Annotated in this window: 17 protein-coding genes; 5 read left to right on the top strand and 12 right to left on the bottom strand. The window is 67.2% G+C overall.

Annotated features, from left to right (window positions below; translation table 11 throughout):
• The first annotated feature begins 10 nt into the window (after positions 1-10).
• The gene (locus ACWF5H_RS04635; RefSeq protein ID WP_452035129.1) at positions 11-1,168 is read left to right on the top strand and encodes an AMP-binding protein; all 1,158 of its coding nucleotides are present in this window, start codon (positions 11-13) and stop codon (positions 1,166-1,168) included.
• Positions 1,169-1,291: 123 nt separating this feature from the next.
• Positions 1,292-2,173 carry a 1,4-dihydroxy-2-naphthoate polyprenyltransferase gene (locus tag ACWF5H_RS04630; protein ID WP_452035128.1) on the top strand — a complete coding sequence of 294 codons (882 nt, stop codon included), beginning with the start codon at positions 1,292-1,294 and terminating at the stop codon, positions 2,171-2,173.
• A 38-nt stretch (positions 2,174-2,211) separates the two neighbouring features.
• Here the strand turns inward: ACWF5H_RS04630 and ACWF5H_RS04625 are convergent, their stop codons facing one another.
• Entirely contained in the window at positions 2,212-2,577 is a 366-nt protein-coding gene (locus ACWF5H_RS04625) for a DUF4229 domain-containing protein (RefSeq protein ID WP_452035127.1), read from the bottom strand.
• Positions 2,578-2,663: 86 nt separating this feature from the next.
• On the opposite strand from ACWF5H_RS04625, the gene ACWF5H_RS04620 reads away from it, so the two are divergent.
• A complete protein-coding gene (locus tag ACWF5H_RS04620) occupies positions 2,664-3,080 on the top strand; it encodes a PLDc N-terminal domain-containing protein (protein WP_452035125.1) in 417 nt (138 codons plus the stop codon).
• Positions 3,081-3,205: 125 nt separating this feature from the next.
• Here the strand turns inward: ACWF5H_RS04620 and ccsB are convergent, their stop codons facing one another.
• The 5 genes from ccsB to ACWF5H_RS04595 are packed head-to-tail and all read right to left on the bottom strand — an operon-like array spanning position 3,206 to position 8,137.
• Positions 3,206-4,258 (bottom strand): c-type cytochrome biogenesis protein CcsB, encoded by a 1,053-nt coding sequence (gene ccsB, locus ACWF5H_RS04615; protein ID WP_364643810.1) that lies wholly within the window; start codon positions 4,256-4,258, stop codon positions 3,206-3,208.
• Positions 4,259-4,272: 14 nt separating this feature from the next.
• On the bottom strand, positions 4,273-6,015 hold the full coding sequence (resB, locus tag ACWF5H_RS04610; RefSeq protein WP_452035124.1) for a cytochrome c biogenesis protein ResB: 1,743 nt from the start codon (positions 6,013-6,015) through the stop codon (positions 4,273-4,275).
• Positions 6,015-6,776: a cytochrome c biogenesis CcdA family protein gene (locus ACWF5H_RS04605; protein ID WP_364644782.1), complete on the bottom strand. Its 762-nt coding sequence runs from the start codon at positions 6,774-6,776 to the stop codon at positions 6,015-6,017. Before ACWF5H_RS04605 ends, resB begins: the two co-directional genes overlap by 1 nt.
• A gap of 29 nt (positions 6,777-6,805) precedes the next feature.
• Entirely contained in the window at positions 6,806-7,420 is a 615-nt protein-coding gene (locus tag ACWF5H_RS04600) for a TlpA family protein disulfide reductase (RefSeq protein ID WP_452035123.1), read from the bottom strand.
• Between the two features lie 54 nt (positions 7,421-7,474).
• On the bottom strand, positions 7,475-8,137 hold the full coding sequence (locus tag ACWF5H_RS04595; protein ID WP_452035121.1) for a histidine phosphatase family protein: 663 nt from the start codon (positions 8,135-8,137) through the stop codon (positions 7,475-7,477).
• 207 nt (positions 8,138-8,344) lie between these two features.
• Between ACWF5H_RS04595 and ACWF5H_RS04590 the strand changes: the two genes are divergently transcribed.
• The gene (locus tag ACWF5H_RS04590; protein WP_452035119.1) at positions 8,345-9,154 is read left to right on the top strand and encodes a hypothetical protein; all 810 of its coding nucleotides are present in this window, start codon (positions 8,345-8,347) and stop codon (positions 9,152-9,154) included.
• 27 nt (positions 9,155-9,181) lie between these two features.
• Here ACWF5H_RS04590 and ACWF5H_RS04585 read toward each other — a convergent pair whose 3' ends face one another.
• Positions 9,182-9,943, bottom strand: a complete 762-nt coding sequence (locus ACWF5H_RS04585) for a redox-sensing transcriptional repressor Rex (protein WP_452035118.1) — start codon at positions 9,941-9,943, stop codon at positions 9,182-9,184.
• Positions 9,944-10,040: 97 nt separating this feature from the next.
• Positions 10,041-10,298 (bottom strand): glutaredoxin family protein, encoded by a 258-nt coding sequence (locus ACWF5H_RS04580; RefSeq protein WP_452035117.1) that lies wholly within the window; start codon positions 10,296-10,298, stop codon positions 10,041-10,043.
• A gap of 65 nt (positions 10,299-10,363) precedes the next feature.
• Here ACWF5H_RS04580 and ACWF5H_RS04575 point away from each other — a divergent pair, with 65 nt between their 5' ends.
• A complete protein-coding gene (locus ACWF5H_RS04575; protein ID WP_452035116.1) occupies positions 10,364-11,182 on the top strand; it encodes an HAD family hydrolase in 819 nt (272 codons plus the stop codon).
• Between the two features lie 96 nt (positions 11,183-11,278).
• Here ACWF5H_RS04575 and ACWF5H_RS04570 read toward each other — a convergent pair whose 3' ends face one another.
• The 4 genes from ACWF5H_RS04570 to ACWF5H_RS04555 all read right to left on the bottom strand — a co-directional run bounded on the left by ACWF5H_RS04570 (position 11,279) and on the right by ACWF5H_RS04555 (position 14,282).
• Positions 11,279-11,377: a 30S ribosomal protein bS22 gene (locus ACWF5H_RS04570; RefSeq protein WP_003792170.1), complete on the bottom strand. Its 99-nt coding sequence runs from the start codon at positions 11,375-11,377 to the stop codon at positions 11,279-11,281.
• Positions 11,378-11,535: 158 nt separating this feature from the next.
• Positions 11,536-11,748, bottom strand: coding sequence for a helix-turn-helix domain-containing protein (locus tag ACWF5H_RS04565; protein ID WP_127512893.1), 213 nt, complete (start codon positions 11,746-11,748; stop codon positions 11,536-11,538).
• Between the two features lie 127 nt (positions 11,749-11,875).
• Positions 11,876-13,069 carry a 3-deoxy-7-phosphoheptulonate synthase gene (locus ACWF5H_RS04560; RefSeq protein ID WP_452035114.1) on the bottom strand — a complete coding sequence of 398 codons (1,194 nt, stop codon included), beginning with the start codon at positions 13,067-13,069 and terminating at the stop codon, positions 11,876-11,878.
• Between the two features lie 331 nt (positions 13,070-13,400).
• The gene (locus ACWF5H_RS04555; protein WP_452035112.1) at positions 13,401-14,282 is read right to left on the bottom strand and encodes an N-acetylglucosamine kinase; all 882 of its coding nucleotides are present in this window, start codon (positions 14,280-14,282) and stop codon (positions 13,401-13,403) included.
• Between the last annotated feature and the right edge of the window lie 28 nt (positions 14,283-14,310).

Genomic DNA, 14,310 nt, shown 5'->3' with positions numbered 1-14,310 from the left:
GGCTGCCGGAATGGACATCGAGCCGGCCCTGTCCGCGCTGACGGCGGCGCTGGGCGGCGAGGGCCCCGCCGTCGAAATCGCAGCCGACGGGACGCCGCTGCCGGTGGCTTCGCCCGGGCTGGCTCCGGAAACCGCCGCGATTGTCCGGACCTCGGGTTCCACTGGCACACCCAAGGCCACCATGCTGGGGATCGACGCGCTGGCTGCGTCGTCGATGGGCACTGCGCTGCGGCTGGGCGGCGAGGGTCAGTGGCTGCTGACGCTGGCACCGAACTACGTCGCCGGCCTGCAGGTGCTGGTCCGCTCGCTCTACGCCGGCACCCGGCCGTGGGCCATGGACCTGTCCAATGGCTTTACCGCGCAGGCGTTCACCGACGCCGCCGCCGCACTGACCGACCGGTTCCGCATCACCTCGCTGGTACCGACCCAACTGCACCGGTTGCTCACTTCCTCGGCGCCGGAAACGGTGAAGGCGCTGCGCCGCTTCGACGCGATCCTGCTGGGCGGGGCCCGGATGCCGGCGGCGCTGCGGACGGAGGCGGCCAAACATTCACTGAAGATCGTGCGCACCTACGGCATGAGTGAGACCTGCGGCGGCTGCGTGTACGACGGCGTGCCGCTTCAGGGCGTTACGCTGCAGCTCCAAGAGGGCCGGGTGCTGATCGGCGGCGACGTGGTGGCCGGCGGCTACCTGGAGAATCCGGAGCTGACCGCGGCGCACTTCAGCGAGTCAGGCGGCACCCGGTGGTTCCGCACCGAAGACCTGGGCGAGGTCGACGACGACGGTGCGCTCACCGTGACCGGGCGCGCTGACGACGTGCTGATCACCGGCGGCGTCAAGGTATCAGCGGCTGCCGTCGCCGAGGCCATCGAAGGGCTCCCGGAGGTGCGGGCGGCCCTGGTGGCCGGAATCGCGGATCCGGAGTGGGGCACCAAGGTGTGCGCCGCCGTCGTTGGTTCCGCCACCGTGGATCAGATCCGCGCGCGCGTCCGCGCTGCCTTGGGAAGTCCGGCCGTCCCGCGCCACATTGTGCACTTGGATGCCCTGCCGCTGCTGTCCAATGGCAAACCGGACCGTCTGGCCGTGGCGGACGTCCTGCGCCGGTCGGCGGCGGAGTCCGCGCCGCACGGCAACGGGCAGCCCGGCGCGGAACCGCCGCAACCGTGACATCCGGCACTCCTGCTCCGCCAACTGCACGGCCCACCGGCCCCCATGGGCGAGAATAGAACCTTGCTGCGGATGCCCGCAGCCCATGATGTACCAGTCCCCCACAGGTAAGGATCTTCCACAGTGGCTACAGCCGGGCAATGGCTCGAAGGGGCACGGCCCCGCACGCTTCCGATGTCGATCGCGCCGGTGATCATCGGCAGCGCGGCCGCCTACCAACTGGGTTCCTTCCGGCCGCTGCTTGCCGTGCTGGCCGCGCTGGTCGCGATCCTGTTCCAGGTGGGGGTGAACTACGCGAACGACTATTCGGACGGCGTCCGCGGCACCGACGACGTGCGCGTCGGCCCGCTGCGGCTGACCGGCTCCGGGCTGGCCACGCCGCAAGCGGTCAAGGCCGCGGCGTTCGGCAGCTTCGGGCTGGCCATGGTCGCCGGGCTTGCACTGATCATCCTGTCCCAGACCTGGCCGCTGCTGTTGGTGGGCGTCGGCTGCGTGATCGCGGCCTGGGGATATACCGGCGGCAACAACCCGTACGGCTACCGCGGGCTGGGCGAGGTCTACGTGTTCCTGTTCTTCGGCATCGTCGCCACCATGGGAACCACCTACACCCAGGCCCTGCAGGTCAGCTGGCAGTCCTTCATCGGCGCGGTCGGTACCGGCTTGATCGCCACCGCCTTGCTGATGGCCAACAACGTGCGAGATATCCCCACTGACCGTGAGGTGGGGAAAATGACGCTGGCGGTCCGTCTGGGCGACGAGGTTGCGCGCATCAGCTACGTCATGATGCTGGCGGTGGCCATCCTGCTGCCGCTGCTGCTGGTCTACGACTACCCGTGGATCCTCTTGGTCCTGCTGCTGGTGCCGGCGTGCCTCACCCCGAGCTGGCTGATGCTCAAGGGCAAAAAGCGCGAGAGCCTGATTCCGGTGCTGAAGCAGACCGGGCTGATCAACCTGGGGTTCGCCGTGGCCTTCGGCCTGGGCCTGGTGCTCAGCGAGATCATGTAGGCAGCTGCCGCGGCAACCGGGCCGGTTGCCGGAACGGGTCAGCGCTGCTGGTCCTCGGACCGCGGTTCGTTAGGTTGCTGCGGTGCCGGCTGCTGCTGGGCAGGCTTGGGCTTGCGGTCCGAATCCACCCGAAGTTCGCCGTGCTGCTCGACGGCGGAGTCCTCGGCCAACGCATCGGAGATCTCCGTGGAGGTCCGCGGCGCCGCCACTCCCTTGTTGAAACGGCTGGCTAGCGCCCTGCCGGCTTCGTCCCTCATCTTGCGGAAGAACAGGTAGGTAATGCACCAGCCCATGACCGCGGCCGCTAAGGCAGAGTAGACGATGCCCAGCCTCAGGAACAGGCAAATAACAAAGATGGCGGCCATGATGCCGAGCCGCAGGGCACTGAATTTCCAAAAAGCCACGCCTCAAGTTTACGCTGCCCGCGAGATCACCCGGACAGTCCAAGGTTTCCGCAGTCCCCAGGGCAGCGCTCACCTACAATTAAGTCATGGTCCGTCTCTATATCCTGCTCGCGGTACTGGCTCTATCGGTGGTGATCTATGCCCTGATCGAGTGCATCCGGTCCGGGTCCCACGAGGTGCGCAGTATCTCCAAACCGGGATGGATCGTCACCATCATCTTTGTCCCGCTGATCGGGGCCCTCATGTGGTTCATGTGGGGCCGCCCCCGCGCCGCCGGCCGGCAACCCCAGCAGGCACCCCGCCCGGCGGCTCCCGACGATGACATCGCCTTCCTGCGCACGCTCGATGCAAAGCGCCGCGCCAAACAGCGCGAAGAGGAATTGCACCGGCGTGAGCAAGAGCTGAAGAAGACCGAAGACCCGCAGCACGGGAACAAAGACAAACCCGCCACCCATGACGGCCGGCAGTTGAGCGAAGACGACCCGGACAACGGCCCGCACTAATTCAAGCCAGCCGAGACCCTCTTTCGAAGAAGGCCCGCAGCCCTGAGTGATGCCAGAGCTGCGGGCCTTCTCTCGTGACGGAGGCGGGGAACGATGCCTGTCGGCGAGCCCCCGCCCTTTGAGTCCTAGACTCCGGCGTAGCTGTGCAGGCCGGCGAAGAAGACGTTGACGATCGTGAAGTTGAAGACCACGCAAAGGTAGCCCACGATCGACAGCCAGGCGGCGCGGGTGCCGGTCCAGCCACGGGTGGCGCGGGCGTGCAGGTAGCCGGCGTAGACCACCCAGATCACGAAGGTCCAGACTTCCTTGGTGTCCCAGCCCCAGTAGCGGCCCCAGGCCTCCTCGGCCCAGATGGCGCCGAGCACCAGGGTGAAGGTCCACAAGACAAACGAGACCGCATTGATCCGGTAAGCGGCGTTCTCCAGCGACAGTGCGGAGGGGACCAACCGCATGAAGCCCAGCTTGTCCGCCTTGCCGGCCCGGCCGCGGGCTTCGCGGTTTCCCTGGATCAGCTGCAGCACGGACATGGCGAAGGTCAGCGTGAACAGTGCGGACGCCAGCACCGCCACCGAGACGTGGATGATTATCCAGTAGCTCTGCAGGGCGGGAATCAGGTGGGCCACCGGCGTCGGGAATCCAATGGTGGCAGCGATCAGCATGATCACCACGAGCCCAATGACGAACGAGCCGAGGAACCGCAGGTCCTTTCGGGTCAGGGCAATCAGGTAGACCACCGCTACCATCAGCGCACCGGTGGTGCAGAATTCGTACATGTTGCCCCACGGCACACGGTGTGCGGCCATCCCCCGGGTCACCACACCAGCGGCCAGGATGACTGTTGCCAGCACGGTGAGGGCCACGCCGATGCGCGCGGCCGCGCGGCGTTCCTTGCCGTAGTTCATCGAGTCCGAGGCCATTTCGACCGCGTGCGCCTGGTTTCCGTTGCCCCCGGCGTTGCTGACGGCTGCGGAGCCGGAGGTGGCTCCGGCCGCGCCGACCAGCACCGCCGCGTCCGCAGGGGCGTGCTCGGCGGCCAGCCGGTCTTCGACCGCCTTGATGGTCTTGCTGGATTTCGCCAAATCCCAGCAGAAGGCGATGAAGGCGACGGTGAACGCCATCGCGCCGAGCAAGATAAACAGCTCGCTGTACTGGGCCAGTGTTTGGTCAATCGTGGGCATGGGAAGAGGTGTCCTTAGGAGTTGTCAACGCCGGCGGCGCTCTTGCTATTGTGCGCCTGTGGGCCGGCATCCGTCAGCCATTGGTCGCGGAGAAGTTTACTGATGGTCGCTGCTTCCGGGGCCAGCCGGTGGTCTTCGCCGCGGGCCAGCAAGCCCCACTCCACCATCGTGCGTCCGTCGTCGTGCATGCCGGCGCGCACCCACACGCGGCGTCGACCAATGAACAACGAGGCGCCCAAGCCGGCCATCGCCAGCGAGGAGAAGACGAGCGCCCCGAGCTTGCCCGGATCGTGGTGGATGTCCAGCGCGGCATAACGCACCAACCCATCGAAGGTGATGCTGCCCATTCCGTTGGGCAGTTCCTTCGTCTCGTACGCGGCGAGCTCGATGCCGCCGCTGTCCTGGTTGCGGTCGTTGAGCACGTTGAGGTTGCTGGTGTCCAGGACAAAGACGTTCTTCGGATCGCCGTTGTCCAGGCCCAAATCGCCGTAGTAGGAGTTCAAGTACAGCCGCGGATTCATCGGGTCCGGGTCGCTGCCGTAAGCCACGCCGTCCTCGCCTTCCATCGCCGTCGGCAGGAAGAAGCCCACGAAGCCCAACTGCTCCGGCTTGGCGTCCGGCACCTTGATCACCATTGTGGAGGTGTAGGCGCCGTCGTTGGGAATGGCGACGACGGGGCCTTGGTGGGCAATGTTGCCGTCGCCGTCCCGGATGGTCACCACGGGCGCGTAGCCGTTGCCCATCAGGTAGACGTTGCTGCCGCCGATGGTCAGCGGGTGGTTGACCTTCAGGACCTGCTGCTCGGCGGGCGCCCCCGGCTCATCCCGCACGGACATGGTGGCGGTGAAGTCCAGCGGCTGCCCGTAGTGGGTGGTCGATTCGCGGTCGAACACCACCTCGAACTTGTCCAGGGTCAGGGAGAACGGGTCCAGCCGGTCCTCGGTGAAGCCGGTCCCCGGGTTGAAACTGTCGTAGCCGATCAGCGAATTCACGAATGTTTCGCCCTCGACCAGGACCCGCTGGCCGGTGTAGCCGAACTGGCCGCCGACCGCCACGGAGACCAGCACGCCGATCAGCGAGGTGTGGAAGATCAGGTTTCCGATTTCCTTGGCGAAGCCGCGTTCGGCGCCGACCGAGGGCCGGTCGGTGTCCGCGTCGCGCACGTTGACCCGGTAGCCCCGGCGCTTCAACAGCCGGGCGGCCTCTTCGACAGCGGAGCGTGCGGAGACGCCGGCTTCGGCCGGGACCGCCATGGAACCGTACTCGGGCAGCCGGGACAGCCGGCGCGGCGTCCGCGGCGGCTGCGACCGCATGGCCTTGTAGTGCTGGATGGCGCGCGGGATAACGCAGCCAATCAGCGACAGGAACAGCAGCAGGTAGATGGCGGAGAACCACACCGAGGAATACACGTCGAAGAGCTGGAAGCGGTCCAGCCACGGCCCGACCTCCGGATTGTCCGTGAGGTACTGGGTCACCACCGCCGGGTTGGCCGGGCGCTGCGGGAACAGCGAGCCGGGGACCGCGGCCACCGCCAACAGCAGCAGCAGGAACAGCGCGGTCCGCATGCTGGTCAGCTGGGTCCACGCCCAGCGCAGCATGCCCAGGAAGCCCAGTGCGGGAACGGCGACGTCGTCCCGCTTGCGGTTGTGCTTGCGGTCGGTGCCGGCACGGCCCTTGCCGCCACCGGTGCCCGGTCCGCCCGGTGCGGGTGCACCGGCGTCGTCATGGCGCTGTGCGCCGTCGGGGGTCTGACTCATCAGATCGGGAGCCTCACTTCATTTGCAAACCAATCCTGCAATTGCGTCACCCAGTCCCCCCAAAGCCCGGTGGCCATCAGCAGGCCCAAAACTACCAACATGGCTCCGCCCGACCGCTGCAGGAACAGCCGGTGCTTGCGGAAGAACGCCATGGCGCCCATCCCCCGCCGGACACCGAGCGCGATCAGCAGGAACGGGATGCCCAGGCCCAAGCAGTACACGAAAGCCAGGAAGGCGCCTTTGGCCGCGTCCGCACCGCCGGAGTACGCCAGCGCCTGGACCGCGGAGAAGGTGGGGCCGATGCACGGCGCCCAGCCCAGCCCGAACGTCATACCGAGCACCGGGGCACCCCACAGCCCCGCGGGCGGGCGGGAGTGGATTTTGCGGTCCCGCTGGAAGAAGGACAGCCCGCCCATGAAAATGATGCCCATGACCACGACGACGACGCCGAGCAGCTGGGTGATCCAGTCCGCGTCGCTGCCCTTCAGCCAGGCGCCCAGCTGGCCGAAGACCGCCCCGATGAACACGAAGACGATGGAAAAACCGAGCACGAACAGGCCGATGCCGGCGAACATCCGGCCGCGGCGCTGGCGTTCCAGGTCCACGCCGGTCAGGCCGGTGACATAGCCCATGTAGCCGGGCACCAGCGGCAGCACACACGGGGACAGGAAGGAGACCAGCCCGGCCAGCATTGCCACGGGGATGGCCAGCAGCACGGAGCCGTTCAGCACCGTGTCGCCGAAGGCGCCCCCCAAGGTCATCGGCAGCGAGGCCGTCGCCCATCCCACGGCTACGCGGCCACTGCGTCTTTGATCAAGGCCTTGAGTGTGCCCTTGTCCGCCACGCCCAGAATCCGGGCGGCCACTCGGCCTTCCTTGTCCAGTACCAGCGTGGTGGGGACAGCCTGCGGCGGCACGTAGGACGTCATGGCCAGCAGGATGCCACCGTCCTTGTCCATGAAGCTGGGGTAGGTGATGCCGAAGTTGCGCTCGAAGGCCTCGGCGGTGGGCCGCTCGTCCCGAATGTTGACGCCGTAGAACTGGGCGCTGTCAGCGAACTCCTCGCTGAGGGCCTGCAGGTCCGGGGCTTCCAGCCGGCAGGGCGCACAGGAGGCGTACCAGAAATTCAGCACCGTGACCGTACCGGCCCAGTCGGCGGCATCGACGGACGTGCCGTCGAGGAGCTTGCCGGTCAGCTGCACCGGTTCGCCGCGGGACCCGGGCGCATACTCGGTCACCGAGCCGTCTCCGGCGATGTAGTTCTTGTTGTCTCCGGCGTTGGCCTGCTGGGCCAGCGGATCCTCGACGGAACAGGCCGCCAGCGACAGGGCACCAAACAGCCCCGCACCGACTTTGAACACGGTACGGCGGTTGAACGAACGGGGATTATCGGCAGTCACAGTCACACTCTTCTTCGTGGGGTTGCGGGCATCCCACTTCTACAACGCGTAGTAATTCTATTATGCTCCCGGCAAGTTCGCCGCACCGGGCAGCAAGTCGGCGCAGGGCTCGGCATAACGCACCGCGCTCAGGCGCCCGCCGTCGAACTCAAGGGAGGTCACCGACGCCAGCGTGCACTGCCGGCGGCGGGGGTCGTGCCAGAGCGGTTTGCCCTCGCTGGCCAACCTGGTGACCCAGATGGGCAGCTGGTGGCTGACCAGAATCGCCTCGGCCCCCGGGCCGCCACGTTCGACCGCCTGACGCTGGGCGTCAACGATGGCTTCACGCATCCGGGCGACCTGCGCCGTGTACGGCTCCCCCCAGGACGGCCGGAACGGATTGTAGAGGCGCCGCCAGTAGCGCGGCTCGCGCAGGTGCGAGCGGATGTCGCTGAGGCCCTCGAAGTGGTTCTCGGCTTCGATAATCCGCTCGTCGGTGACAATCTCGAGGCCCAGCGCCTCCGCAGTCGGTCCGGCGGTCTCCTGGGCCCGGGTCAACGGCGAAGCGACCAGATAACTGATCGTTGCGCCGTCCTTCCCGCGCTCGGAAAAGTAGTCGGCGGCACGCCGGGCCATTTCCTGCCCCAGCTCAGACAGTCGGAAGCTCGGCAGCCTGCCATAAAGCACACGGTCGGGGTTGTGGACCTCGCCGTGGCGGAGCAGATGGACAGTGGCTTCGGGCATGGGTACAAGTGTCTCAAACTGGGCGTGTTTGCCCAAAAGCCCCATCGGCCGCCGGACCGGCCGGTTCGGTTGCCGGCGGGCCGAAAATCATCCTTCCGGGCGACCGACACGGCGCTGACCTGCATTGTAGTGTGGCAGTAACAGCTGCCAAGAGCCTCCGCGGCCGGCAGATCCGGCCCGAGTGGATGAGATGAAAAGGACCCGGCCATGAGCACCCCCCAGAACGAACCGAACACACCCGGTGACGGGGAAGGCCGGCCCAACGGCCAGCAACAGCCTCAGTACGGACAGAACCTGCCGCAGTACGGGCAGAATGCTCCGCAGCAGCCCGGCTCCGGTGAGCCGCAGTACGGGCAGAACGCCCCGCAGTACGGGCAGGGCCAGCCGCAGTACGGCCAAAACGCACCGCAGTACGGCCAGCAGCCCTACGGCCAGGGTCAGCAGGGCCCCCCGTATGGCCAGCAGTATGGGCAGCAGCCGTACGGCTACCAGAACGCCGTGCCCGGTCAGTACGGTTACCCAAGCGGCCAGCCGCAGACCGGAGCCAAGCCCACCCGGCCGCGCGAAGTGGTCATCGCCTTCTGGCTGATCATCGCGGCGGCGGCGCTGACCGCCCTCGAAATGCTGACTGAGCTCACCAACCTCGATGGCACCATGGCCGCGGTACTCCAGGACCCGTCGGTCCGTGAGGCCCTCGGTGAGCAGGGCGGTCAGTTCTCCGACGCAGAGCTCTCACAGATGATGAGCGGCACGGCGGGAGTGATCATCGTCATCACCGCGGTGATCGCCGTCGGGCTGTACCTGCTGGTGGCCTTCGGCGTGAAGGCAGGCAAGAACTGGGCCCGGATCACAGGCACCGTGTTTGCCGCGCTGTCGCTGTTTGGCCTGTTCAACATCTGGTTCGGCACCTTGTCCGTGCTGCTGGGCATCGCGGCGATCGTGCTGCTGTTCCTGCCGGCATCGAACCAGTTCTTCCAGGCCACCAAGGCCCACAAGTACGGCATTTACGGCCGCTAAGCGGCTACGCAGCCGGCACCACGCCGGCTAGGAACGGGCGCTGGACTCGGAGTTGTTCTCCGTCTCCTGCGCCCGTTGTGCGTGGTAGGCCAGGATCTGCAGTTCGGTGGCCATGTCCACCTTGCGCAGCTGCACGGACGGCGGGACCTGGAGCACCACCGGCGCGAAGCTGAGGATGCTCATCACTCCGGCCGCGACCAGCCGGTCGCAGAGTCCCTGGGCCACGCCGGCCGGCACGGCCATCACCGCCATATTGGCTCCGGTCTGCCGCAGCACGGCTTCCAACTCGGCGATGGGGCTGACCCGCAGCCCTGCCACCTCCGACCCGACCACGAGCGGGTCCGCGTCAAAAAGCGCCACGACGCCGAATCCCTTGGTACTGAAACCGGAGTAGCCGGCCAGCGCCCTGCCCAGGTTGCCGACGCCGACGATGGCCACCTTCCACTCATGCATCAGGCCCAAGGCAGCCGAAATCTCCTGGCTGACCAGGCGGACGTCGTAGCCCACGCCGCGGGTGCCGAAAGACCCCAGGTGGGACAGGTCCTTGCGCAAGGTGGGCGGGCTGACCCCGGCGGATTCGGCCAACTGCTCGGAAGAGATGCGTTCCGTGCCGGCTGCCATCAGCGAATTCAGCGCCCGGAGGTAGATGGTCAGGCGTGCGAGCGCTGCCGGCGGGATCTCCTGGCCGGAAGGCTTGGCCGCCTCTGTCTCCGGGAGGTGGGTCACTGTTCTCGCTCCGATGCCTGCTGGGGGCTCCGGCTCAGGCTGTCTCCAGCCGTTCCGGATCATGACTGCCCCGGTGGTTGTCCGACCGATGGCTGGTGTTCCCCTAGATTAAGCTCCGCCGCGCCGGTCTCCAACTCTGATGACGCCGGGGGGGGTAGCGCTATTGCGTGAGCAGGCGGCGTAAACGCTCCGCATCGATGTGCCAGAAATCCCGCTGCACGCCGTCGATCATGACCACCGGGATCTCTTCGGCAAACCGGCGCTCCAGCTCCGGGTCTTCGAGGATGTTCTTTTCCTCCCAGGGCACACCGAGGTCCCCCGCAACGCGCTCTACCGTCTCCCGCGCGGCCTGGCACAGATGGCAGCCGGGTTTGGTCAGCAGCACCAATTCGTGGCTGCGGTCCTCGGATCCGTTCATGCCTCCCACGGTAGCCCTCGGCGGCGGTGAACAGGGAATCCCCGGCGCCTCGTTAGACTCGAAGTATGTCCAAGTCCGCCGCCGGCCATGCACAGCGAGCCTCGGTCTCCGCCGACCCGGAGACGGAGGCTGCATTCTTCGACGTCGACAACACGCTGATGCGCGGTGCCAGCTTGTTCCACGTGGCCCGAAAGATGTACCAGCGGGGCGCCTTCCGGATGCGCGACGCCGCCAGCTTCGGTTTCAAGCAGGCACGGTTCCTGATGCGCGGGGAAAGCCTGAAGGACATCCAGTCCATCCGGGAGACGGCCTTGGCACTGGCCACCGGCCTGTTGAGCGACGACTTCAAGCAGGTGGGCGACGAGGTCTACGACGAAGTGATCGCCTCCAAGATCTGGCCCGGCACCCGGGCGCTGGCGGACCAGCACCTGCGTGTGGGCCGGAAGGTCTGGCTGGTCACGGCCACCCCGGTGGAGGTGGCCGCCGTGATCGCGGACCGGCTGGGCCTGACGGGCGCTTTGGGCACGGTCGGCGAAATCGAGAACGGGGCCTACACCGGACGGCTGATCGGGGACATCCTGCACGGTCCGGCCAAGGCCGTTGCGGTGGAAGAGTTGGCTGCACGGCAAGGCCTCGACCTGGCGCGCTGCTGGGCCTACAGCGACTCGTACAACGATGTCCCGCTGCTGACTCTGGTGGGCAATCCAGTGGCCATCAATCCGGATGCCAGGCTGCGCCGGCACGCCCGCGAGAACCACTGGCCGGTCTACGACTTCCGCAGCGGACGCCGTGCGGCCACGCTCGGGCTCAAGGCCGCCACCGGCGCGGGCGCGGTCTATGGGCTCTGGCGCGGCGTGAGCAAATTCCGCCGGCCGGCAGCTTAAGCACCGGCCCTCCCCCAGCCAGGAATGGCGTTAAATGCACACGGCCCGCCAGTTTCCTGACGGACCGTGGAAGTAAAGGGAACCGGCTAGCGGGTCCTACTTCTTGTTGCGGCGCTGGTGGCGGGTCTTGCGAAGCAGTTTACGGTGCTTCTTCTTGGCCATACGCTTGCGGCGCTTCTTGATAACTGAACCCACGAGTCCCTCATTCACTGATAGTTTCCGTGCTGCCGGCGCCCGGCGGGGCACACACCAACTTACGGTTTTTCGACGATGACGTAAAACGTTCCTTAACAGGGTACAGCTTCCGCGCACCCGTCTTTGACCGCCGGACGCCGCGGAGACGGTGCCGGGGGTCAGGCGGTGCCGGTTTCCCGGTCGATCACCGCGCCGCGCAGGTACTCCTCCACGGCAGACTCGGGTACCCGGTAGGAACGTCCGAAGCGCACAGCGGGCATCTCGCCCGAATGCACCAAACGGTAAACGGTCATCTTGGACACGCGCATGACTGCGGCCACTTCCGACACCGTCAAGAAGCGCACATTCGAGAAGTTGTTCTCGTCAGCCATTTCGCACTGTTCCTTTACTGTAAGCAACGACGACGGCGTGCCGCCTTGCCCTGCCCCAAACCTTCTTCCTAGATACTTTAGAGGCTGTTGTGGCGAAAGTGAAAGCGGCCACTGTAGCTTAAGGGTTTTATTGCTGCACGGTCTTTGTCCGCGGGGCATCGGTTGCGCCGCGATGTCCTGCGGCCGCCGCCAGTTGCGCCAGCACTTCGGCCGTCACGTCCCACTCCATGCAGGCATCGGTCACGCTTTGACCGTAGACCAGCCCGGCCCCGACCGCGTTTTCAACCACGTCCATTTTCTGCGCTCCGCCCACCAGGAAGCTCTCCAACATGATGCCGGCGATGGCGCTGCCGCCGGCTTCCAGCTGCGCCGCGATCTCCAGTGCAACCTCGGCCTGGCGGTGGTGGCTCTTGCCGCTGTTGGCGTGGCTGGCGTCCACGATCAGCCGCGGATTCACTCCTGCATTCGCCAGCGCTTCGGACGCCGCGGCAACATGGTCGGCGCCGTAGTTCGGGCCGCTCTTGCCGCCGCGCAGGATCAGGTGGGTGTCCGGGTTGCCGTTGGTGGCCACCAGCGCCGCACGCCCGTCGCCGTCGATGCCCAGGAACGCCTGCGCGGCCGACGCCGCCTGGCAGGCGTCGAGTGCCACCTGCAGGCCGCCGTCGGTTCCGTTCTTGAAACCCACCGGCATGGACAGACCGGACACCAGCTGGCGGTGGATCTGGCTCTCCGTGGTCCGTGCACCGATCGCGCCCCAGCTGACCAGGTCCGCCAGGTACTGCGGGCTGATCGGTTCCAGGAACTCCGTGGCCACCGGCAGGCCCAGCTCCGCCACCTCCAGCAGGAAGGTCCGGGCCAGTCGCAGCCCGGCGGCGATGTCGTGGGAGCCGTCCAGCCGGGGGTCGTTGACCAGCCCCTTCCAGCCCACCGTGGTGCGCGGCTTCTCGAAGTAGGTGCGCATCACAATCAGCAGCTCTTCGCGGTGTTCCCTCGCCACCTGCGCCAGCCGGCGCGCGTAGTCCAGGCCGGCTCCCGTGTCGTGGATGGAGCAGGGACCAACGATCACCAGCAGCCTGTTGTCCACGCCGTCCATGACCGCACGGATTTCCTCTCGGCCCCGGGCCACGACTGCGGCGGCCTCGGCGGTCAGCGGCTGCTCAGCCATGAGCTCCACCGGCGTCGGCAACGGACTGAAGCTGCTCACCCGCAGGTTGTTGGTGCCGCGCGGCGTGATGTGTCCGCCGGACGCGTCGCCCGCGCCCAGCTCCGTCGCGTTGGACTGGGCGGCCGCTTCCAAGAGGTGGCTGGCAGGTGCGTTCATGGTGGGGATCCCGTCTGTTGGTGGCGGGACCTGGAGATTCAGAACCCGCCGGAGAAATGGCGAAGGGCAGAGAATCATCTCTGCCCCGTTGGCTCTGAAGGTTGATATGCGTACGCGCTAAGCGGTTACGTCAGGCCCCTCCAGAGCCAACGCAAAATACGCATACCAACGAGTCGTCATACCGGCACTGTACGCCGAACCTGTCGGAGCCTAAAAACCGGCCGCCGCGACATGACCGATTATGACGACGGCGGCTCGGCCACCGCGGGGCGCTGGCCGCGGCACCCGGGAACACCCTGCAACGTCGCGGCAACGGGTCGGGAAGTTGTGCCTAGGCCAGCCCCGCCAGGACGTCAATGCCGAAGACCGGCTCCCGGTCCAGCGGTTGGATGTCAGTGATGCCGTGCGGCTCCAGCGCCGCGGCTACCGACCGCTGGAAGCTCCGGACGTTGACGCCGAGGCCGCCGCCCAGGACCACCGGACCGGTTAGGCCGAGCCGATCCGCGACCAGGCGGATCTGGCCGGCAAGATCGGCCGCGGCCCGGTCAACGATTGCTCTTGCCGGCGGCTCGCCGTCCTCGGCGGCGTCCACCACCACCCGGGATTTGCCCGCCCAGAACCGCCGGTCCGTGTGCGGCGAGTGGAACAGCGCTATCAGGTCCACCGGTTTCTGCAGTCCGCAGCCTGCCAGCAGCAGCGCAGACAGCCTGTCCGGCGGCAGGCCGGCGTCCAGCCGGGAGAGGGCATGCCGGACGGCTTCGCGTCCCAGCCAGTAGCCGCTGCCTTCGTCCCCCAGCAGGTGCCCCCAGCCGCCGGCGCGGGCTTCCTCGCCGGCGGCGTTGATGCCCCACACGGACGATCCGGTGCCGGCGACCACACCGATCCCCACTCTCCGGTGTCCGGCGGCCAGCACCAGTCGGGTGTCGTGGACAACGTGGACGTCCGCCCCGGGAGCCAGCGGGGCGACCAGCGCCCGCAGCGCCTCGGCGTCGCCGTCCGTGTCGATTCCACCGGCTCCGGCGTAGACCGCAGCGACGCGTGCTGCGCCGAGCCGGGTGAACACTTCGGACAGGGCGGTTGAGGCCTGGGCGGGACTGGTGTTCTGCACGTTGGCACTGCCGGCTGTCGCTTCGGCGGCTACCCGGCCGTCGTCCAGCCGGATACCGTGCGTCTTGCTGCCGCCAATATCCAGCCCGATCAGTGTCTGAACCATGGACCGAGCTTACAGTTCTGGCCCGAAA

This window comes from Arthrobacter sp. NPDC055138 (assembly GCF_053607305.1).
This window is presented reverse-complemented; position numbering and strand designations above follow the sequence as displayed.